General features: G+C 33.4%; 15 protein-coding genes. 7 read left to right on the forward strand and 8 right to left on the reverse strand.

The features are described from left to right. Nucleotides 1–14 precede the first annotated feature (14 nt). Genes I130_RS14825 through I130_RS14840 form a run of 4 tightly spaced genes read left to right on the forward strand, consistent with a single transcriptional unit; the run spans nucleotide 15 to nucleotide 7,173 of the window. Nucleotides 15–1,223 (forward strand): DUF2062 domain-containing protein, encoded by a 1,209-nt coding sequence (locus tag I130_RS14825; RefSeq protein ID WP_051119736.1) that lies wholly within the window; start codon nucleotides 15–17, stop codon nucleotides 1,221–1,223. Next, a complete protein-coding gene (locus I130_RS14830) occupies nucleotides 1,224–4,205 on the forward strand; it encodes an MMPL family transporter (RefSeq protein ID WP_034925050.1) in 2,982 nt (993 codons plus the stop codon). Nucleotides 4,206–4,215: 10 nt separating this feature from the next. Further along, the gene (locus I130_RS14835; protein ID WP_034925051.1) at nucleotides 4,216–5,886 is read left to right on the forward strand and encodes an acyl-CoA--6-aminopenicillanic acid acyl-transferase; all 1,671 of its coding nucleotides are present in this window, start codon (nucleotides 4,216–4,218) and stop codon (nucleotides 5,884–5,886) included. Nucleotides 5,887–5,889: 3 nt separating this feature from the next. Continuing rightward, complete coding sequence (locus I130_RS14840) at nucleotides 5,890–7,173, forward strand: phenylacetate--CoA ligase family protein (protein WP_034925053.1); 1,284 nt, start codon at nucleotides 5,890–5,892, stop codon at nucleotides 7,171–7,173. A 605-nt stretch (nucleotides 7,174–7,778) separates the two neighbouring features. Here the strand turns inward: I130_RS14840 and I130_RS14845 are convergent. From I130_RS14845 to tsaD, 6 genes are read right to left on the reverse strand one after another with little or no spacing between them, the layout of a single operon-like run. Further along, entirely contained in the window at nucleotides 7,779–8,957 is a 1,179-nt protein-coding gene (locus tag I130_RS14845) for a class I SAM-dependent methyltransferase (protein WP_034925054.1), read from the reverse strand. 11 nt (nucleotides 8,958–8,968) lie between these two features. Next, entirely contained in the window at nucleotides 8,969–10,057 is a 1,089-nt protein-coding gene (locus tag I130_RS14850; RefSeq protein ID WP_034925056.1) for an AI-2E family transporter, read from the reverse strand. Between the two features lie 12 nt (nucleotides 10,058–10,069). Continuing rightward, nucleotides 10,070–10,594 carry a TrmH family RNA methyltransferase gene (locus I130_RS14855; RefSeq protein WP_034925057.1) on the reverse strand — a complete coding sequence of 175 codons (525 nt, stop codon included), beginning with the start codon at nucleotides 10,592–10,594 and terminating at the stop codon, nucleotides 10,070–10,072. Next, complete coding sequence (locus I130_RS14860; RefSeq protein ID WP_034925059.1) at nucleotides 10,591–11,235, reverse strand: DUF4159 domain-containing protein; 645 nt, start codon at nucleotides 11,233–11,235, stop codon at nucleotides 10,591–10,593. The genes I130_RS14855 and I130_RS14860 overlap by 4 nt, the downstream gene beginning before the upstream one ends. 7 nt (nucleotides 11,236–11,242) lie before the next feature. Beyond that, complete coding sequence (locus I130_RS14865) at nucleotides 11,243–11,953, reverse strand: 16S rRNA (uracil(1498)-N(3))-methyltransferase (RefSeq protein ID WP_034925061.1); 711 nt, start codon at nucleotides 11,951–11,953, stop codon at nucleotides 11,243–11,245. 4 nt (nucleotides 11,954–11,957) lie between these two features. Beyond that, nucleotides 11,958–12,980 (reverse strand): tRNA (adenosine(37)-N6)-threonylcarbamoyltransferase complex transferase subunit TsaD, encoded by a 1,023-nt coding sequence (tsaD, locus tag I130_RS14870; RefSeq protein WP_034925062.1) that lies wholly within the window; start codon nucleotides 12,978–12,980, stop codon nucleotides 11,958–11,960. Between the two features lie 72 nt (nucleotides 12,981–13,052). On the opposite strand from tsaD, the gene I130_RS14875 reads away from it, so the two are divergent. Then, the gene (locus I130_RS14875) at nucleotides 13,053–17,471 is read left to right on the forward strand and encodes a translocation/assembly module TamB domain-containing protein (protein ID WP_232224184.1); all 4,419 of its coding nucleotides are present in this window, start codon (nucleotides 13,053–13,055) and stop codon (nucleotides 17,469–17,471) included. A 277-nt stretch (nucleotides 17,472–17,748) separates the two neighbouring features. Next, on the forward strand, nucleotides 17,749–18,735 hold the full coding sequence (gene pfkA, locus I130_RS14880; protein ID WP_034925064.1) for a 6-phosphofructokinase: 987 nt from the start codon (nucleotides 17,749–17,751) through the stop codon (nucleotides 18,733–18,735). A gap of 353 nt (nucleotides 18,736–19,088) precedes the next feature. Here pfkA and I130_RS14885 read toward each other — a convergent pair whose 3' ends face one another. Both I130_RS14885 and I130_RS14890 read right to left on the reverse strand, forming a co-directional pair. Beyond that, complete coding sequence (locus tag I130_RS14885; protein ID WP_034925066.1) at nucleotides 19,089–19,469, reverse strand: RidA family protein; 381 nt, start codon at nucleotides 19,467–19,469, stop codon at nucleotides 19,089–19,091. Nucleotides 19,470–19,484: 15 nt separating this feature from the next. Continuing rightward, entirely contained in the window at nucleotides 19,485–22,190 is a 2,706-nt protein-coding gene (locus I130_RS14890; RefSeq protein WP_034925067.1) for a putative LPS assembly protein LptD, read from the reverse strand. Nucleotides 22,191–22,327: 137 nt separating this feature from the next. Here I130_RS14890 and I130_RS14895 point away from each other — a divergent pair, with 137 nt between their 5' ends. Beyond that, complete coding sequence (locus I130_RS14895; protein ID WP_034925069.1) at nucleotides 22,328–23,455, forward strand: N-acetylmuramoyl-L-alanine amidase; 1,128 nt, start codon at nucleotides 22,328–22,330, stop codon at nucleotides 23,453–23,455. The last annotated feature ends 47 nt before the right edge of the window (nucleotides 23,456–23,502 follow it).

A 23,502-nucleotide genomic window follows, 5' to 3' on the forward strand; every position in this document is an offset into this window, starting at 1 on the left:
TAAATTTCAACTGTTTGAGCACTTCACCAATATATCAATCCAGATTTGATGCTTTGCAGTGTTGCGTAGTGATACCAACCTATAATAACGAGAAGTCGCTAGCTTCAGTTATACAGGATGTTTTGGTTTACACTAATAATATAATTATTGTTAATGATGGTTCTGTAGATAAAACCATCAATATTTTAAGTCAATTTTCTCACCTAACTATTTTTAATAATCCTGTAAATCAAGGAAAGGGAACTGCACTTAAAAAAGGCTTTGAGTTAGCTATAGAATCGGGTTATAAATATGCCATTACCATAGATTCAGATGGGCAACATTATGCAGATGATCTTGATGTTTTTCTTACTGAGTTAGAGAGGAAAGGGGAAAATGATAGAGAATTATTGTTAGTTGGAGATCGCAACATGGGTCAAGATGGAATTCCTATGAAAAGTTCTACAGGGAATAAATTTTCTAATTTTTGGTATATGGTAGTTACCGGGAATCAATTACATGATACTCAAAGTGGCTATAGACTTTATCCCTTAGAAATAGTAAATAATATTCCTCTTTATACCAGAAAGTTCGAGTTTGAAATTGAAGTAATTGTAAAAGCCGTGTGGCGAAAAGTAGAGGTGAAGAATATTCCTATAAAAGTTCTATATCAAAAGGGAGAAGATCGGGTTTCTCATTTTAGGCCGTTTGCCGATATTGTTAGAATCGTGCTCTTATATATGTGGTTTGTATTGGTGAGTTTCCTATATATTCACCCTAGAAATAAATACCAAGATTTTAAGGATAAAGGCTTTAAGAAATTCTGGAAGGAAGATATTTTAAAAAGCCAAGAATCTGCTCATAAAAAAGCAGCAGCTATTGCATTAGGAGTATTTGTGGGGATCTCTCCATTTTGGGGATTACATACTTTGTTGGTTTTTGTACTTGCAGCTAGTTTTAAATTAAATAAGGTAATAGCTTTTCTTTTTTCCAACATCAGTATTCCACCGCTTATACCTATAATTATTTATTCGAGTTATCAGGTAGGTTCTATGCTCACAGGAAACGGATATAATTGGGGGTTGAGTTTGTCTGAATTTGATTCTTCTACAGAAATATTCTATGGTTTATGGCAATATATTGTAGGGAGTATGGCCTTGGCAGCATTCAGCTCTTTAATACTGTGGATTGTCTTTTATTTCTTATTTTCGATGACTAATCCAAAACAGGTTATCAAGCCATAAATGTTCAACTTTAACAAGTATTTAAAGCAACATAAATTTCTCGCGATATTTTCAGCAATTCTGATCGTATCCTTGTTGACTTTTCTGGCTTCTAAGATCAATTTAGAAGAAGATATCACCAGCCTTATTCCTGAAGGTGCGCAGCAGGATGTGCTTAAAAAGGTGTTAGATCAAACCGAATTTTCAGATAAAATTATCATTACTATTTCCTCTACTTCTGAAAAAAGTTCTCCAGAGGAACTTACTAAATATGCGCAACGCCTTATAGATACTATACATTCGGATCTTCCTGAATATGTTAAGAATATTCAGGGAAAAGTGCCAGAAGAAGGGATCTTGGAGATCTATGATTTTGTATATGATAATTTGCCCTTATTTCTAAATAATTCAGATTATGAGGCAATAAATAATCGACTGCAATTAGATACTATTCAGCAACGATTAAAAAATGATTATAAAAGTATTATTTCTCCCACGGGACTAGTAACTAAGGATTTTATATTTAAAGATCCACTTTCTTTCACGAATCTAGGTTTAAAAAAACTAGAAGAGTTGCAGGTTGGTGACGATTTTAAATTATATAATAGTTTCTTGTTGACTAAAGATGAAAAGCATTTATTATTATTTCTATCTCCAACTTTTCCAGCTTCAGAAACAGATATGAATACTGTTTTTATTGAAAAATTAAAAGAGATCCAAAACTCTTTGAATGCTGAATATTCATCGGTAAATGCAGAGTTTTTTGGAGGTGTTTTATATTCTGTAGCCAATGCAAATCAGATTAAAAGAGACATTAAATTAACTCTTGGTTTTGCCAGTGGTGTTCTATTATTGCTTTTAATTTTTTATTACAGAAGGTTTTATATTCCTCTTATATTATTTGTTCCCAGCATCATAGGGGCAATAACAGCTATTGCAGTTTTATATGTGTTTAAAGGAAGTATATCGGCTATTTCAGTAGGAATTGGAGCTATTTTGTTAGGGATCAGTTTAGATTATGCCTTGCATATTCTCACGCACTATAAGAATAATAATGACCTTAATCAATTATATAAAGATGTTACCGGGCCTATTTTAATGAGTAGTAGTACTACCGCAGTTGCATTTTTATGTTTATTGTTCGTAAAAAGTGAAGCTTTAAATGATCTTGGGATATTTGCCGCAGTAAGTGTTTTGGTAGCTTCTATAATTGCACTTATACTTATTCCCATTTTGTATAAGGTTCCAAAAGGAAAGGTAAATATTAAAGATACATTTATAGATAAGATTGCAGGAATTGCTTACCATAAAAAATCATTTCTGGTAATAGCGGTTTTAGGTTTGTTTGTTTTTAGTCTATTTTATTTTACTAAAGTTCAATTTAATAATGATCTTTCAGCAATTAATTTTGAACCTATTGAGATTAAACAAGCTGAAGAGCAAGTTCAGGCTATTGCTGGGAATGCGGCAAAATCTATTTATTTGGTTACCTATGGAAATACTACAGATGAAGCTCTTGAAACCAATAATGAACTTTATGAGAAATTAAATATCCTTAAAGATTCTGGAGATATTGAAGGTTTTAGCAGTATTGGGGGAGTGGTGCTTTCTACAAATACGCAGTTGGATAAGATTAATAAATGGAAAGATTTCTGGACTCCAGAACGGCAAGAATTCTTAAAATCGACTTTAATTACTGAATCTTCAGAATTCGGATTTAGACCAGAAAGTTTTGAAAGCCTTTATGATCAAATTTCCAAAGATTTTGACCCTATTTATCTTGAGGATTATAGAAAGACTAAAACTTTGTATCTGGACGATTTTTTATCTTCCAAACAAGATCTGGCTACCGTGACTACTTCTATAAATTTAGATCCAGAAACTTCAGAAGAAATATTAACAACTTTAAAGGAAACTAAAAATGTAGTAATAATAGATAGAAAACAGTTAAACCAAAGCTTTTTAGGCAATTTAAAGAGTGATTTTAATCAACTTATTAGCTATTCAATCATTGCTGTTTTTCTAATTCTATTAATCTGTTATAGATCCTTTGTTTTGAGTTTTCTAACCTTGCTACCAATAGGAATCACTTGGGTAATCGCTTTAGGTATGATGGCATTCTTTAATATTGAATTCAATATTTTGAATATTATAATATCTACATTCATCTTTGGCTTAGGCTTAGATTACAGCATTTTTATCACTAATGCATTTTTAAAGGAATATGAATATGGGACTAGAGTGCTTAAGACATACAGAACTTCCATATTATTATCAGTAATTACAACGCTGCTTGGGATTGGAGCTTTATTCTTTGCTAAGCATCCTGCATTGAGATCAATTTCAATCGTATCTATAATTGGGGTGTTTTCGGCAGTCTCCGTTGCATTTATTTTGCAAGGTGCGATCTTCGATTTTCTGTTTATTAAACCTAGAGAAAAAGGTTTAGCTCCCTATACTGCATTAGGACTATCTATTAATTATAATAAAAATTCTACTAAAGATAAATTGTATTTCAAAAAGGAAATCATTGCTAATTATAGATATAAAAAGATATTTAGATCAGTGAAAAGGGATTTTGAAAACAATAAAGAACGCTATCTTAAAGTCGCTGAATTTTTTGACAATGAAAATATTCTTCAATTTTATTCAGATTACGGACTACTTGCAATATATCTGTATTATAAGAATCCTAATAAGTTAGTGACTGGCTTCGAATTAGATCCTGAAAAGCTTCAAATCGCAAATAATTGTTACGCCGCACAATCTGAAAAGTTAAACTTTAAGGATGAATTATCACAGAATTTTTCTGAATTCAAGTCGATCGTGATTTCCAAATCTTCCAGTAAATTGTTTGAAAAAGAGATCCATCAATTAGTGGCTAAACAAGTTAATAAAGTGATTGTTTTAGATACAGATTACCCATATCAATGGATCGTAGATTCAAATTTTGAGATTCTTTATCGCCAGAATGGAGTGATCTTGTTGAAAAAAATGGTTTAAAAGCCTACAAATGAAACTGAATATTATTCGCATAGGGGCTTTTCTTTTCATTATACATCTACAATTCTCTTGTGGGATTAATAGAAATATGCAGAACAGGCCTGATATTTCTGAGATTAAAAATATAGATACTTTACGAATAAAACATAATGACAGTCTTTATACAATTGGAAAGAACAGCCTGTTAAAAAATAAATATGGTATCTGGGAATTATATGTAGAAGGTGATGCACTGGAAAGAGGGATTATAAATGGCTCCCTTACGCGCGAGCTAATACACAAGCAGGAGACTGCCTTTATGACTAAGTTAGAATCTTTAGTTCCTTCTGCGGGTTACCAGAATTTTTTATCGAAAATGATCGGATGGTTTAATAGGAAGATCTATCTACACATTCCAGAGGAATATAAGCAAGAAATTTATGGGATATCCAGGTATGCATTACCACAATATAATTCTTTTGCTCCCGCCTATGTGCGTATGCTATATTTACATGGAGCGCACGATATTGGTCATGCGTTACAAGATTTCATGTTAGTTGGCTGTACTTCATTTGCTGCATGGGATACTAATACTGAAGATGGAAATTTGTTATTAGGTAGAAATTTCGATTTTTATGCTGGAGATAAATTTGCTGAAGAAAAAATAGTAGCATTTGTAAATCCAGATGCCGGTCATAAATTTATGATGTACACCTGGGGTGGAATGATTGGAGTGGTTAGCGGAATGAATGAAAAAGGTTTGACAGTCACTATAAACGCTGGAAAATCTAAAATTCCACTTATTGCAAAAACACCAATCTCTCTTGTAGCCAGAGAGATCTTGCAGTATGCAGAAAATACTGAGGAGGCCATTGCCATAGCTCGAAAAAGAGAAGTTTTTGTGTCTGAATCTATTATGATTGGAAGCGCTGAAGAAAATAAAGCAATTTTAATTGAAATTTCTCCGAATAATTTTGGGGTTTATGAAGTTACAAATTCAGATCAGCTTATTTGTAGTAATCATTTTCAAAGTGAAGCTTTTGAAGAGGATAGAAGAAATTCTGAAGCAATTTTAGAAAGTCATACACAATATAGATATGATAGAATGAAGGAATTGCTAGCTAGTAATAATTCTTTGAATCCGGAAAAAGCTGTAGCGATATTGAGAAATAAGGAAGGTCTGGAAGGTGTAGATTTAGGTTTGGGAAATGAAAAAGCGATTAATCAGCTCCTTGCGCATCATGGAATTATTTTTAAACCTGAAGAAAGAAAAGTATGGGTAAGCGCAAACCCTTATCAGTTGGGAGCTTTTGTAGCTTACGATCTTGATATTGCTTTCGAAATCTTTAAAGAAGGTTCTAATCTGAAAAGTGTGATGAATGCAGCAGTAACCATTCCTGCAGATAATTTTATATATTCTGAAGAGTTTAGAGATTATGAAGAATTCAGGATCCTGTATAGCGAACTTCATGAATTAGTTTCAAATGATAAAAACATTAAGACTGAAGCTCTTGATAGATTAATTCAGCTAAATCCAAATTATTGGAAAGGATTTGCCTTGGCTGGAGATTATTATTTTCATCAAAAAAATTATAAAAAAGCAATTATATATTTTAAACAAGCTAAAAGCAGGGAAGTTACTAGCTTAACGGACCTAAGATATCTTGAAAAAATGATAGCTAAAAGCACCCGTAAATTATAAAATATGACACCCATTCAAACTGAGCCTATAGAGAAAATTGCAAGAATTCAATGGTTAGAATTACAAAAGCAGTTATTATATCTTCAAAAGAACTCTAAATTCTACAAGCAACTTTTTAAAGTGCACAATGTAGATGTTAGCGAAATTAAAACAGAAGCCGATCTCAAACGTATTCCAATAACAACTAAAGAAGATCTTCAGCAATATAATGAGGATTTCTTGTGTGTTCCACATGAAGATGTCATAGATCACGTTACTACTTCTGGTACCTTAGGGAATCCTGTAAATTTTTTATTAAATGAAGCAGATCTGGAAAGGTTAGCAATTAATGAAATGCAGTCTTTTAAAATTGCTGGTATTTTAAAAGGAGATAAGGTTCAAATTACTACGACCTTAGATAGGAGGTTCATTGCTGGCATGGCTTACTTCTTAGGTTTAAGAAAGCTTGGTGCAGGAATTATTAGAACCGGAAGTGGATTACCACATTTACAATGGGATTCTATAGAGCGCTTTAAACCGAATTATTTGGTTGCAGTTCCCTCATTTTTACTGAAAATGATAGAATACGCTGTTTTGAATGGAATAGATTATAAGAATTCCTCTGTCAAAGCGGCTATTTGTATAGGTGAACCTCTAAGAGATCAGAATTTTGAATTGAATGCTTTGGGCAAAAAGATCACTGAGCTATGGGAAATAGATTTATTTTCTACCTATGCTTCTACAGAAATGGCTACAGCCTTCACAGAATGTGAACATCATACGGGAAATCATATTCAACCTGAATTAGTTTATACAGAGGTTTTAGATGAAACTGGAAATCCTGTGAAAATGGGAGAAATTGGGGAGCTAGTGGTTACCACATTACAAGTGCAAACTATGCCGCTCTTGCGTTTTGCCACAGGAGATCTGGTGAGTTATACAAATGAACTATGTAAATGTGGTAGAAATACATTGCGATTAAGTCCTGTTTTGGGCAGAAAGAAGCAACATATTAAATATAAAGGTACTAGTTTATACCCGCAGCATATTATAGATGTAATTGTAGAATTTAATACTATTTCTAATTTTGTGGTCATTGTACAAAAAGATGAAACTGAAATGGATCTATTGCTTGTTAAAATTTCTAATTCATTATCTGACTTGGAGCAAGAGCAGTTAAATCAGCATTTTCAAACACGCTTGCATGTGATTCCTAAAATTGAAATGGTGAGTAATTCTGAAATAAATAGTTTAAAAAACCCGTTAGGAAGTAGGAAGCCTATATCATTTCTAGATTTGAGAGAATAGGCTTTGTCATCCTGAACTTGTCGAAGGATCTCTTTTTAGGTTGAATTATTCTTGATTGAGATTCTTCACTTCACTACGTTGAGCTCAGAATGACAAACCGTACCATACGTCATCCTGAATTTATTTCAGGATCTTTAGGTGAGTGACTATTAACAAAATAGAAGCTGAATAAAGTTCAGCTTGACTAAGGTGTACCATCCCGACAATAGGAGGGATGTCTTTTTAAGTTGAATTTTTCTTAATTGAGATTCTTCGCTTCATTGCGTTGCTCCCAGAAGATAAATCGTACCATTACATCATCCTGAATTTATTTCAGGATCTTTTGGTGAGTGACTATTAAACAAAATAGAAGCTGAATAAAGTTCAGCTTGACTAAGGTGTACCATCCCGACAATAGGAGGGATGTCTTTTTAAGTTGAATTTTTCTTAATTGAGATTCTTCGCTTCGTTGCGTTGCGCTCAGAAGGACAAATCGTCCCATTACATCATATTGAATTTATTTCAGGATCTTTATGTAATGATTATGAAATAAAATAGAAGCTGAATCTAGTTCAGCTTGACGAGGGTTTGTCATCCTGAGCTTGGCGAAGGATCTCAGATATAGTTCACACTTTTCTACAAACCACAACAATCTTATCATTGTTTAAGTCTGTTGTAAAAAAAAGATAATCATTTCCACCATCTTCAATTTTTAGCTCTTTTCTAATTTCGTTTACAGACTTCGGGAAATTTCTATTGGTAATATTCGCCTTTTTAAGTTTGAGAGATCTTTTTAAAGCTTTCATATTATATGGAATAATCTCAATGATTTTGAAACTTCTCCCTGGGAAGGGCTGTAATTCTTCAGAAGTAAACAAATGAGAATTAGCATGGAGTTTATAAGTGTTTGTTTCAGAAGATAAGGCACTAAAAAGCTTACTTTTCATAATCGCCGGATTGGGTTCATAAAGAAAATGTAACGGAAGACTATATATTGAAGGGCCAGCTCCTTCATCAAAAAGTGCTTCGAAAACCTGAGTTTCTTTATTAGAGATATTGATGGTTTTAATCTTAATCTCCTTCGACATATTTCTATTCAAGATCCATAATAATTCCTTGACCTCGTTATTTACAGATACGATATGAATTTCCACTACTTTTCTCAGTTCAGTGACTCCAGCAGAAAGATCCAGCAGTGGAGAGGACTTAATTAAGATATTATCTGATTTTTGAAATAATAGTTTTAAATTATCTGGAACATTAGGAGTGCATTGTTCTAATAGAAAAACTTTACCTCCATAGTCATCTCTACGAGCTGGATCCAAATACACCCAGTCAACTTTTTCAATTAATTCTTTTAATGCCTGTAAGCCATCTCCAATATGGGTTTTTATATTTGCTGCCCCTAAGAATTTGAAATTATGTGTTGCTAATTGGGAGAGTTCTCTATTTAACTCACAATGGATAACTTTCTTAAACTTCTTCGAAAAATAATAATCATCTATTCCAAAACCGCCAGTAAGATCGATTAGTGTATTTCCGCTAATTAGCTCGCTTTTATATTTTGCGGTAATTTCTGAAGATGTTTGTTCTAAATTTAAATTTGGAGGATAGAGAATGTCCTGATTTTCAAACCAAGTAGGTAATTTGTTTTTAGCCTTTTTTAATCCCGAAACTTGAGTTGCAATTTCTTGAATACTAACACCCGGAAAAAGTGAGCCTTTTAAAATAAGCTTAGTAAGATCTTCGTAAAGATGCTCCTGAATAAACTTTTTGACAACTGGATGTAAGAGTGCTTTGTTCAAGCTAATGGGATTTAAAGATCTCTTGTAAGTCTCTTAACGATCTTATATTCACTTAAAGATTCCTTTGCGATCACCTTTAAGGCTGTGTAAAAAGGAATTGCGACTACCATTCCAATAATTCCGAATAAAAGCCCTGAAATAAGGATTATAAGAAATATTTCTAAGGGATGAGATCTTACACTGGCCCCAAAAATTAATGGCTGACTTATTAAATTATCTATTAATTGAGAAATGGAATAACCCATCATTACAAAAATTAGTTTTGGAAGAATCACAACTTGGAAATCGGCACCAAGATTGCTTGAAATAACAAATAAAGCCATTAGAATCCCAGCGAAAATTGGGCCTAAATACGGCACTAAATTTAAAACAGCACATATAAATGCTATGGCAAGTGGATTGTTAATTTCAAATATACTTAGTAACAAAAAATAGAGAATAAACAACACAAATACCTGCATAGTAAGACCTACAAAATATCTAGAAAGCAATATTTTGATCTTATTGAACACTCTTTGAAATTTATCTTCTTCTCCTTTATTAGCAAAAACCAGAATACTATTTAACATCAACTTACTATCTTTTAGTAAGAAAAAAGAAATGAACATAATGGAAAATACTGCTATCATGGTAGCTCCTAAAATTCCAAAAACACTATTTAAAAATTTTGGAATAAGATTTACATCAAAACTCTGAGCAAGCTCACTTTGCTTTAAGCTTTCCATTAAGTTAATGTCCTTAACACCCAGATAATCATTTATCTGATCGTTCATTAAATTAATGTCTTTCTTAAATGCCTCTATGTCTATCTGTCCTAAATGATGACTTTGCTCAATGACAATAGGAACAAATACTAGGATTATACCAACGAATATTGCAAGGACAAAAAGGAGCACGATAATAACTGCTGCCAAATTTGGCACTTTAAGTCTTGATCTTAAAAAGATAACGATGGGTCTTCCTATCAAAGAAATTACCCCCGCAATAGCTATATAAACTAGAACAGATTGGATTTTAAATAGAAAGAATAAAAGAAGAAAGATTCCGAATAGAATCCCTAAAGCTCTTAATATCCCGTAAGAAAATGTTTTTGCGTTCACAGGGTAAAGATATTATTTCTGACGAAAGTAAAGAAAGGTTTTTGAAAATTCATACAAAGCTATTCCTGTAGCTTGAGAAACGTTCATACTACTGTTGTTTCCAAACATAGGAATATGAACTTTGTCTCGAACAATACCTAAAATCTTCTCACTAATCCCATGTCTTTCATTACCCACTATAAGTAAAATTTTAGAATCATTTTTTAGCACATAGGAATCCAAAGGTTTACTATCTGATGTAATTTCCAGAGCTACAGGTTCATAACCCTTGGATTTATAATTTTCAATAGTTTCAATAGTATTTTCGGTATGACTAAAATCTACTCTTTCAAAGGTTCCACGTGCCGTTCTTCGCAGTCTGTTACTTTTTAAATTGATTGGTGTTCCTGAAAAAATAATTTGTTCAATATTAAATGCATCAGCAAGTCTAAATAAGCTTCCTATATTGGCTTCACCCATTAAATTATCTGTAAGAATAATAATAGGAAATTTATTGTCAGATTCAGAATGTCGGGAATGGTCTAGTTGTAAACTCAATTTTCAAAAACATATTTAATAATATTTGCTCCCATTTGTAGAGCTTTCAACCTCACTTCTGGCGGATCCTTATGTACAGCAGGATCTTCCCAGCCATCACCAAGATCACTTTCAAAAGTAAATAGCAAGATAAGTCTTTCGTTTTCAAATAAACCTAAGGCTTGTGGCCCTAAACCATCATGTTCATGAATTTTAGGTAATCCGTTTGGAAAATTAAAAGCACTGCTAAAAATAGGATGAGAAGCTGGTAACTCCAGTAGGTCCTTATTAGGAAAGACCTTTTTTAATTCGGCTCTTATATATTTATTCATCCCATAATTATCATCTATGTGTAGAAATCCGCCTCCTAATAAATAAGATCTCAAATTTTTAGCCTCATCATTACTAAAAAACACATTTCCATGACCCGTCATGTGGATGAACGGATACTGAAAGATATCACTGCTTCCAGGTGTTACAGTTTCGACTTTATTTTTAAACGCAGTATTAATATTTTGATTGCAAAATTCTAAAAGATTAGGTAGTGCGGTTGGGTTTGCATACCAATCTCCACCTCCTTGATATTTCAATAAAGCAATTTCCTGAGAAGTCATAGTGATTCCGAGGAACGAAAAAAGAATTATAACAACAATTTTTTTCATTTAGAAATTATTCTTCGTTGAATAATGCGACGGTATGGCAAGCTACGATCGCAGCGGTTTCAGTTCTTAATCTTGTGTTCCCTAAACTTACGGGTTTCCACTCATGTTGTTTTGCCAGAACTATTTCCTCTGAAGAAAAATCTCCCTCAGGACCAATTAAAACAATAGACCTTTCGCCAAATTCCAAACAATTTTGCAATGATTTTTTATCTAACTCATCTTCACAATGAGCTATAAATTTGCTACCCTCTGGAGTATCAGTTACAAACTCAGAGAATCTTACTGGTTGATTAAGTTTAGGTAAAGTGAAATGCAAAGATTGTTTCATAGCGCTTTGTAAGACTCTTTCAAAACGATCTAATTTAACCACTTTACGTTCGCTATGATCACATATAATTGGTGTGATTTCCATGACTCCAATTTCAGTTGCTTTTTCCAAGAACCACTCGTAGCGGTCGTTCATTTTTGTTGGAGCAACAGCCAGATGTAAGTAGTACTTAGGTTTTTCTTCTATTTTAACCTCAATAACTTTTGCGATACACTGTTGTGCCGTGATTAGAGTTAATTCAGAAATAAATAAAAAACCTTTCCCATTAGTAACATGCAAAAGATCACCTTCCTTTTTGCGTAATACCTTCACTATATGTTTACTTTCCTCTCGAGGAAATATGATTTGTTGAGCCTGTTCTGATATATCTGGATGATAAAATAACTGCATCTTCTTAAATTTTATATCGTGGTTGAGCGGTTACAGAAAGGTCTGTAAATTCTTTTGCTAAGTACTTATAATAGCCAACAATTCCAATCATCGCTGCATTATCTGTAGTATATTCAAATTTTGGAACATAGGTTTTCCAGCCGTATTTGCCTTCTGCTTCATTTAAGGCTTTTCTAATACCGCTATTGGCAGAAACTCCGCCTCCAATCGCAATTTGATTAATTCCTGTTTCTTTTACGGCTTTTTTAAGCTTGTCCATTAAGATATTTACAATGGTATATTGAATAGAGGCGCAGATATCATTTCTATTTTCTGCAATAAAATTTGGATTTTCCTTTACCTGTTTCTGAATAAAGTAAAGAATAGCAGTTTTTAATCCGCTGAAGCTAAAATCTAATCCACCTACTTTTGGTTTAGTAAATTTATACGATTTTGGATCTCCAAGCTGTGCATATTTATCTATAAGAGGTCCACCAGGATAGGGTAGTCCCATAATTTTAGCACTTTTATCATAAGCTTCACCCACCGCATCATCTATCGTTTGCCCAATAACTTCCATTTCAAAATGACTGGAAACTTTTACAATTTGGGTATGGCCACCACTAATGGTGAGAGCAAGAAACGGAAACTCAGGGGTTTTAAAATTTTGCTCCTTAATAAAATGTGCTAAAATATGCGCTTGCATATGGTTCACTTCTATTAAAGGAATGTTAAGTCCTAAGGCTAAGGATTTCGCAAAAGAAGTTCCTACAAGAAGAGAACCCATTAAACCAGGTCCTTTAGTAAATGCAATTGCAGATATGTCTTTTTTGTCGATATTTGCCTCAGCAATTGCTTGATGAATAACAGGAACAATATTTTGTTGATGGGCTCTAGACGCGAGTTCTGGAACAACACCCCCAAATTTTTGATGCACCTCTTGGGTAGCAACAATATTGGATAACAAAGTATCGTTTTTTAGTATAGCGGCGGCTGTATCATCGCAAGATGATTCTATAGCCAGAATGTATATATTTTGGGAAGCCATTAAGAAAAGGTAGGCATATTAATTGTTAATATTGTTTACAAAGTTAAAACATAAAAGCATATCAAAAAATTCTTGAAAATACTAATTAGAACAGTAGTAGCGCTACTGTTGTTTTTCGTTTTTTTATTGATTTTATTTTCTATTCCTGCCGTGCAAACTTCGGTGGCAAAAAAGATAACAAATTCTTTACAAGAACGTTCAGATATTGATGTGTCTGTAGGTAGAGTTAGCCTGTCATATTTTGGAAAAGTTAAACTAAACGAAGTTCTTGTAAAAGATCATCACGAAAACACCTTACTTGATATACAGGAATTTAGCACTTCTATACTTGGAATTTCTAATCTAATAGCCAATAATCCAAACCTAGGAAGTTCTACAGCAGAAGGCTTTATTTTTAAGATGAAACGCTATAAAGGAGAAGACTCAGATAACCTTAGTATTCTTCTGGATAAATTAAAAACTGAGCCCACTGGAGAACCAAAACAATTCACTTTAAAGGTTCGGGATATCTTTATTTCTAATGGGTATTACAGCTATGTAGATGAAAATATTACTTATCCAGAAGTGATTATTCTGGATAAGCTAGAGCTGCAAGCAGAATATCTGGATGTGGTAGATCAAAATTTTAAGGTGCGAATAAATTCTTTACAGGCTGAAGAAGGACGTGGAATAGATATTCGGGACCTAAAAACGGATTTTTCGTATTCGCCTACTAATATGAATTTAGAATCTTTTCTGCTAATAACACCGTATTCTAAACTAGATGGATCAATTGAGATGAACTATATCCTAGAGGATTTCTCAGATTTTCTAAACAAAGTTCAGCTCAAAGCTTCATTTAACGACTCAAACATTTCTACGAACGATCTGGTTAATTTTTATGCAGCCTTCGGAAGCAATCAAAACATACAAATAACAACAGACCTAGAGGGAACATTGAATGATTTTGATCTAAAAAACTTAGATCTTAAGGGGATGGACAGAAGCCGGATTGACGGATTTATAAATCTAAAAGGAGCATTTTCAGAAGGGATGAATGATTTTGTGCTGACTGGAGATTTTAACGAGTTGGCTTCAAATTACTATGATCTAGTTAATTTTTTACCTTCAATTTTAAAAGATAAATTGCCATTAACGCTTCGTGAATTTGGAAATTTAAGTCTGAAAGGAAAAACGGTGGTCACAAAAAATTCCTTAGAGGCAAATGTTCTTATAAATACTCAGTTAGGTAGTGCTAAGGCAGATTTTGTAATGAATAATATAAGTAACAATCAAGATGTTAATTATAAAGGAAATCTGGTTTTCAATCAATTCAATATCGGTAGGCTATTAGATAATAAAGATCTGGGCAAGACAAGTTTAAATCTGAATATAAATGGGAGCGGATTTACTCAGGAATCTTTAAACACTCAAATTCGAGGTAAAATTTCAAGATTAAACTTTAAAAATTATACCTATTCAGATATCAGTATCCTTGGTAATGTTAGAAACTCTGTGTTTAATGGAAATTTCAACTCTAATGACCCTAATTTTAAGTTAGAATTCAATGGTCTAGTAGACATTTCAGAGAAAGTTAACGTGTATGATTTTCAGGCATCGATAGCCTATGCAGATCTTCATGAGCTAAATTTAATTACTCGCGATAGCATTTCAATATTAAAGGGAGATATTCTAATAAACATGCAGGGTAACACCTTGGATAATGTTGCGGGAAAAGTCTTATTATTAAATACTTCTTATCAAAACCAAACCGATCTATATTATTTTGATGATCTAGAGGTAAATTCCACTTTTGATGCTGAAGGGGTTAGAACCATCGCCGTAAATTCTCCAGATGTAATTAACGGTCAGGTCGTTGGAAAATTTAAAGTTTCTGAAGTTGGCGCTTTAATAATGAATTCTATAGGAAGTATTTACACTAACTATAGACCAAATGTAATTACAACAGATCAATATTTAGAATTTGATTTTGATATCTATAACAAGATTGTAGAAGTATTCTTTCCAGAAGTGGCACTTGCGCCAAATACCTTTATTCGAGGAAGAATAGAATCTGATGAATCTGAATTTAAACTCACTTTTAAATCACCTAAGATCGAAGCTTTTGGGAATATGATGAAGGATATTAATATTCAAGTAGACAACAATAATCCTATTTATAATACTTATGTAGAAGCAGATAGTGTTTCAACCCAATACTATAATTTTTCAGAATTTAGCCTTATTAACGTAACCCTTCGAGATACATTATTTATACGTTCAGAATTTCAAGGAGGTAGGAATAACAAGGATGTTTTCAATCTTAACTTTTATCATACCATTAATGAACAGAATAAATCTGTAGTGGGAATTCAAAAATCTGATGTGAAATTTAAAGAGAACATTTGGTTCTTAAACGAAAATAATAATAGAAGCAACAAGATTGTTTTCGACAATAAATTTAATGATGTTGTTATAGATTCATTGGTTTTAAGCCATGAGCAAGAATTTATCAGATTAAATGGAAATTTAAAAGATAGCACCTATAAAGATTTCAAAATAGCCTTCGAAAATGTAGATGTAGGTAAGATAACACCAGATATTGATAGCTTGGATATTGCTGGTACGCTAAATGGAAAGCTGAATTTACTCCAAGAAAAGGGCACGTATTATCCAAACACATCATTAACTATTCAGGATCTTGCAGTTAACGATAACCCATTGGGTAATTTAAAGCTCGATGTAGATGGTAAAGGGGATCTTACTTTTTATAATATAGATGCCACTTTAACTAATAAAGGATTTGAATCTTTGAATGCTCAAGGAGGTATTAATGTAGGGAATAGTCCAACAATAGATTTGGATGTGAACCTTCGAAAGTTCAATCTCGCCGCATTTAGTGCACTAGGAAGAGATGCGATAGATAATATTAGAGGGCTTGCATCTGGAGATGCAAAGGTGAGTGGTAATTATAAAAATCCAGATATCACAGGGAAATTATCTTTGGAAAAAGCTGGTCTTCGAGTGCCTTATTTAAATGTAGATCTAGATTTTAAAGAAAATGCTACAGTAAACCTCACCAAGCAGCAATTCAATTTTGATGAGATAGAAGTAGTAGATACTAAATATAAAACATCAGGAATTTTAGATGGAATTATTTCTCATAAGAACTTTAAAGAATGGTTTTTAGATCTTAGTGTAACCAGTGACAGATTACTGGTTTTAGATACAGAATCTACTGAAGACGCTTTATATTATGGAACTGCATTTATAGATGGTTTTGCGAGTATAAAAGGACCTACAGATGAGTTAGTGATAGATGTGAATGCCTCTACTGCCAAGGGTACGGTATTTAAAATCCCATTAAATGATACCGAATCTATTGGAGATAACTCGTATATCCACTTTTTAAGTCCTGAGGAAAAAGCATCACGTCTAGCCGGGATCCCAATTCAAATTCCTGAAGTAAAGGGCTTAGAATTAAATTTTGATTTGGATATTACTAATGATGCAGAAGTGGAAGTGGTAGTAGATCAAACCAGCGGAAGTACTCTTAGGGGTCGTGGAGCAGGAAACTTATTATTGGAGATCAATACCAATGGGAAGTTTAATATGTGGGGAGATTTTGTAGTTTATCAGGGAGTTTATAATTTTAAATATGCAGGTTTAGTCCAGAAGGTGTTTCAGGTGCGCTCAGGAAGTAGTATTAACTGGGATGGGAATCCAACCCAGGCACAATTAGACGTTAGTGCAGTATACGAAGTAAACGCTAACCCGGCAGTGCTATTGGAAAATCCATCAATCAACAGGAAGATCCCTGTAGAAGTAGTTATTTTATTACAAGGTCAAATTGCACAGCCAGATATTACTTTTAATGTAGAATTTCCTAATGCCAGCTCAGTGGTACGTTCAGAATTAGAATATAGAATAAGCGATAGAGCTAGCAGAGAACTGCAAGCATTATTCTTGGTTACTCAAGGATCATTTTATAGTGAATTTGCACTTGGACAAAATGCTATAACCGGGAACTTAGTAGAAAGAGCTTCTTCATTAGTAAATGATATTTTTGCTGATGAAGATGGTAAATTCCAGGTAGGTGTAAATTATGTACAAGGAGACCGTACTCCAGATCAGCAAACGGTAGATAGATTTGGATTAACCTTATCTACACAAATAACCAATAGAGTGCTTATAAATGGGCAAGTTGGAGTCCCTGTGGGAGGAGTTACTGAATCTATAATTGTAGGAGATGTAGAGATTGAGTTTTTGCTGAATGAGGATGGTAGTTTACGTGCTAAAGTTTTTAACAGAGAAAACAATATTCAGTTTATAGGAGAAGAAATCGGGTTTACCCAAGGAATTGGACTTTCCTATTCGGTAGATTTTGACACTTTTAAAGAATTAATAAGAAAGATTTTAAATAAGGAGATCGTAAAATCTGTTGAAGAAAAAGAGCAAGAAGAATCTGCTAAATCTTTAGCTCCAAAGTATATAGTTTTCCCAAAACAATAATGATCTTCTATTTTTTATAAGATTGATTCATATTAAACAGTTCATGATGCCAAACTTGTTTTAGAATTTCATCTCAACTGTTAATTAAAAAACGCTACAACCAAATCAGGGTGAGGGACCAACTGATATTTAAGGCCTAAAAAAATATCTTTGCTACTGAACTTAGAACCATAGAATGATCATTAGTAAAAACTCAAATTAAATTTCGGTTAAATAAAGCCTCATATTTTAACAGTTTCAAATTTACTTTGTAATTTTAAAATTCAAAGAAGTATTTATGAAGAACACTATCAAACGAATAGGCGTGATGACTTCTGGCGGTGATTCTCCAGGGATGAATGCTGCAATTCGGGCTGTGGCAAGATCTTGTGCCTACTACAATATACAATGTGTAGGATTCTATCGAGGATTTCAAGGAATGATTGAGGGAGACTTTGTGGAAATGGATGCGCGTAGCGTAAGAAATATCATTTCCAGAGGTGGAACTATCTTAAAGTCGGCCAGATCTAAAGAGTTTCTTACTCCAGAAGGGAGACAAAAGGCTGCTGATAGTCTTAAAAGAGCTGAAGTAGATGCAATGATTCTTATTGGTGGAGATGGAACATTTAGAGGAGGACAGATCTTCAGTAAAGAGCATAACATTCCCGTGATAGGTGTTCCGGGCACTATAGACAATGACATATTTGGAACTCATTATACCATTGGATATGATACTGCATTAAATACCGTAGTAGAAGCGATAGATAAAATTAGAGATACTGCCAGTTCTCACAATAGATTATTTTTTGTGGAAGTAATGGGAAGAGATGCAGGATTTATAGCATTGAATAGTGGAGTAGGAGCTGGTGCAGAAGAAATTTTGATCCCAGAAGAAGATCTTGGGCTGGAACGATTATTATGTTCTTTAGAGCGCAGTAGAAATTCAGGTAAAACTTCTAGCATAGTAGTGGTTTCTGAAGGAGACAAGATTGGTAAGAACGTCTTTGAATTAGCAGAATATGTAACAAAGAATCTTCCAGATTATGATTCTAAAGTTACAGTTCTTGGTCATATACAACGTGGAGGAAGTCCAAGTTGTTTTGATAGGGTTTTAGCTAGCAGATTGTGTGTGAAAGCAGTTGAATTATTGCTAGATGGGCAAAAAGATCTGATGGTAGGTTTTGTAAATAATCAAATTGAATCCTGTACCTTAGAAAGTGCTTTAAAAGAAAAGCATGCTATTAATCTAGAACTATTAAGAATTTCAGACATTTTATCAACTTAGAATATGACAATTGCGAGTATAGCTCAAAATGGGGAAAAACCAGAAATGGCCTAGTGTTTAAATAAATACAAGGAGATTCTTCGTTCAAAACATATTAAGCTTATTGCCACTGTACAACGGGAGCAAAAACGAAGAAGCCGGTTTTGAGGTAGAGAAATTATTATCTGGACCATCTGGCGAGATGCTCAAATTGTATCTAGATTGGTAAAGTAAAACTAGCAATGGTAATCTTTTTTAGAGATCCGTTAGATATACATCCACATAAACCAGACATTTTTTGCTTATGAGGATGTGTGATGCTCATAATATTCCGTTAGATACTAATCCTGCTACCGCAAGATTAGTGATGAAAGCTATTTAGAAGCGATTACACTAATTTCTACATTTACAAATTTTGGAAGATTAGCTACTTCAACTGTTTCTCTGGCTGGAGCAGTTTCTGCATTGAAATAACGAGCATAAACTTCATTTATCTGTGCAAAATTATTCATGTCACTAATAAAGATCGAAGATTTCAAGACGTTTTCGAAAGTCATTCCTGCTTCAGTAAGAATAGCTTTTAAATTCTCCATTACTAATTCAGTTTCTTCTTGAATAGAACTTGTAACTAAATTCCCGGTTTTTGGATCTATTGCAATTTGACCCGAAGTATATAGCATATCTCCATTTAAAACTGCCTGGTTATAAGGTCCAATAGGAGCAGGAGCGTTGGAAGTATTGATTATTTTTTTCATAATAAAAAGTTTTAGTTATAAGCTTTTGTCTGGCTCTAGTCGTTTATCATATTTAATATCACTTAAGATAGAAGATTTAATTCCTATAAAAAAGAACCAAGAACTACGCGAGCTAAATGGAACCCAGTTAAAACTCATTCTCCAGCTGTCCAGATCTCTTTGAAATCTTAATTGCGTATAAGTAAATCCTGCATCTTTAATATCAAAACCAGAGGAGGCTCCAACTGTCCATTTTGGTGCCAATTCTACATCTCCCGAAAACATAATGGAATGTGAAGAGATTTCATTTTGACGTGCATTATTACTATAAGTCATTGTATATGCCAACCTTAAATCCCAAGGGATTTTGTATTGGTACCATTCATTCTTCTTCTTATCTTCATCTTTTTCGAATACATCTTCTTCTTCGTCATAGAATTTTCCATCTATATCTGTAGATTTTCCAAAAAGATCATCTGGTCGACCTCCGTTTCTAAAGGTTTCATTCTCTGTTTTATCTTTATTCTCACCACCCAGTTCAAAATCTTTACTGGACAGAGAATATCCAAAGCTAACATTGGCCGAAGTCATTCTAAATAAACTCCCTCCATTATTAATATTAAGCTTATCTACTCTATTGTTATTATTATCTAAGGCATAAATATCCAAATTCGTACCTATATTAATATCTAGCTTATCTTGAATAATCGGGATACTTCCACGTACACTTATTGGAGAAAGACTCAAAGAATCTGCAGCTAAATTATAAGCAGTGCTTACGCTGAAATTGTTAAGCAATTTTATCTTTTTAGCTTCAGTAGCTGTACTATCCCTGTCTCGAACCTTGGCCTCTAGAGTATTACTAACAGACATTCCAATAGAACTAGAATATAATCTTCCCGGGGAACCAAATAAAGAGCCTTCAAACCTGGTATAATCTACAATTTGATTTCTCGTAGGATCTAATTCATCTTCAATTTCATATTGATCGTAATATTGATCGAAACCTGGATTTATATTATAACTAATAGATGGTCTCATTACATGGCGAATGGCTTGGATTTTTTTATCGTCCCCAAAATTCATCATTCCATAAATAGTAGTTCCCATACTGGTGCTAAAATTATATGTTCTAAAGGAATCAAAACCATTTATGGTGTCTATTACTTCTTCATCATTTTCCTGATCGTACGATCTATCAAATGTTTTAAACACCCAATTTTCTTCATAATTGGCATTGGCACTAACACTTAAATAGTTAAGTAATTTAAAGTTTGTAGAGATTGGAATGCTGTGCTGCGCCCCATAGGTTGCATCTTTAAACATTTCTGGTTTAAGGAATAAAGAATCGAATGTCTGTATTCTATTCTCTCCTCTAAAATTATACTGAAAATTAATATTTTCTATAATTCCTTTTTTTGAACCTAGTTTTGGAGCTAATGGGTAAATTCTTGAAACACTTCCTTGGACTGTAGGCAAGGTCATGTTTATTGCTCCTGTATTGCTGTTTTGAGTATGGGTAGCTGCTACACTCAAATTTACCTGAGGTTCTCCCTGAAAAGTCTTAGAATAAGATACAGATGAACTCAAGGTGTTATTTAAAAAATTCGCAGTGTTGGTCTGATTCACCGATTCTTGATAGTAATTACTACTACCCAAGTTAACAGAAGCAGAAAACCTTGAACTAGGACTGGACTTAGAATCTTGAGAATGACTCCACCTTAAATTATAAACAGAACTTTGCGAAAAATCTGGGAAGCCACGTTCACTATTTAAAAGATTCTCATATCTAAAACTCAGATTCCCTCTAAATTTATAACGTAAAGCATAACTAGACTCCAGCCTTACGCCATAACTCCCGTTGGTGTAATAATCACCTAGAGCCAATAGATCTACATAATCACTTATCGCAAAGTAATATCCTCCATTTTGTAAACTATATCCGCGATTATTGCTTTGTCCAAAAGAAGGAATGATAAAACCCGATGTTTCTTCCTCAGTTAAAGGAAAATAACCAAAAGGTAAACCAAGTGGAGTAGGTACATCTGCTATGTACATATTTACCAATCCAGTAACAATTTTCTTTTTGGGTACAAACTTTATTTTCCTAGCAAAAAAATAATAATCTGGATCTTCTTCATTTTCAGAAGTAGTGAATTTTACATTTTGCATGTAATAAACAGAATCATTTTCTCTTTTAGTTACCTCACCATTAACCTTAAACGCACCTTCTTCAGTTTTAGAATTATAGACAAGCGCTTTCTTAGATTTAAAATTGAACCGAATAGAGTCTGGCCTTACTGTGTTTTGAGCTTGTGTGAAGATGGGAGTTTGTGAATAATTACCGAGAGAATCTGGGATTCCAAAAGCGTAAACTTCGTTTTTTTCGTTGTCTAAAATTATAAGTCCCGCGGTAATTACCATCTCTCCATAGGTGATCTGAGCTTGATCATACAAATACATCCTGTTCTCACTTGGGCTTAATCGCATATAATCTTCAGCCTTATAAGCCACAACATCGGTTAATAAAGAAGGTTTTTTCTTTAGAGTGTCAGATTGTATAGATGTAGTAACTAATTTCGTAGTAGCAGCAGAAAGAGAATCAGAAACAGTGAACGTGCTGTCCCTCTGCGCGCTAACACGAATTTCTTTTTCTGATTTTATTTCTTGTCCTTGAGATAAAACTGGGAATAGCAGTATTAAAACAATTGTAAAAAGAATATAAAGTGAGTTTGTCTGCAATACTATAAGTGCTATTTTTGTAAAGAATGGCTTGCTTTTTGAATAGTCAAAATTACATATATTTTTTTAGGTTCCTTTTGGGAAATTAAAAAAATCAATCATAAAATAATTGCTCTAACCGAATCGTTAACCTATATATGAAAACTAACAGTCTTAAAGTTTTAGTCTTATTACTAACAGGTATCCTGATATCTGCTTCTACACCCAACAAAAACTACACCGAAAAATCTAAGTTCGTTGTAGTGTTAGATGCCGGACATGGTGGAAAAGATCCCGGGAATAGGGGGGGTGGATTTAAAGAAAAAGATATAGCACTTAGTATTATCCTAAAAATAGGAGCCGAGCTGGAAAAAGATAAGAACATAAAAGTGGTCTATACAAGAGATTCAGATGTTTTTATACCATTAGAGCAAAGAGGGAAAATTGCAAATGATGCAAAGGCAGATCTATTTATTTCTGTGCATTGTAATGCCCATAACTCCCAAGCAGCAGGAACAGAAACTTTTGTTCTAGGAATCCATCGAAATTCAACAAATTTTGAAGTTGCTAAAAGAGAGAATTCTGTAATATTTCTTGAGGAAAATTATGAAGTGACCTATGATGGTTTTGATCCTAATTCTCCTGAGTCTTCTATTGGTATGACTATCATGCAGGAAGAATACCTTGATCAAAGTATCTTATTAGCAGATTTTGTTCAGAAAAAATTCACGCACGATTTAAAACGTACGGATAGGGGCGTGAAACAAGCAGGGTTTATTGTTCTTCATCAAACCTACATGCCTAGTGTATTAATAGAAACGGGATTCTTGACTAATAAAGAAGAAGGTCCATACTTAAACAGTTCTTTCGGTCAAAATAAAATGGCTGATGCTATTGTAGACGCAATTAAGGATTATAGCCACAGCATTAATCTCGGGGTATTAGATAATTTGGAAAAGAATGCACCAGTAGAGGTAGTTACTAAAGAAAACAAAATAGAGGAGTTTAAGGATAACTATGAAGGCATAACCTTTAAAGTACAACTTGCTGCAAGCTCTAAAAAGTTAGAGCCTAAATCAACAAACTTTAAAGGTCTTACCCCTGTTTTTCGAGAAAAAGAAGGGAAATTATATAAGTATTACTTTGGAGCAACTTCTAGTTATTCCCAGATCCAAAGTTTGCATTCACAAGCCAAAACCAAGGGTTATAGTACAAGTTATTTAGTTGCTTTTAAGGATGGGGATAAAATTACAGTTAACGACGCGTTAAAATCACAGGCCAAATAGCGGGACTTTACTATATTTATTTCTAAATTTGCACGTATCTAAAAAAA

The sequence above is a fragment of the Gillisia sp. CAL575 genome (assembly GCF_000403785.1).
In the GTDB taxonomy this organism is placed as follows: Bacteria; Bacteroidota; Bacteroidia; order Flavobacteriales; family Flavobacteriaceae; genus Gillisia.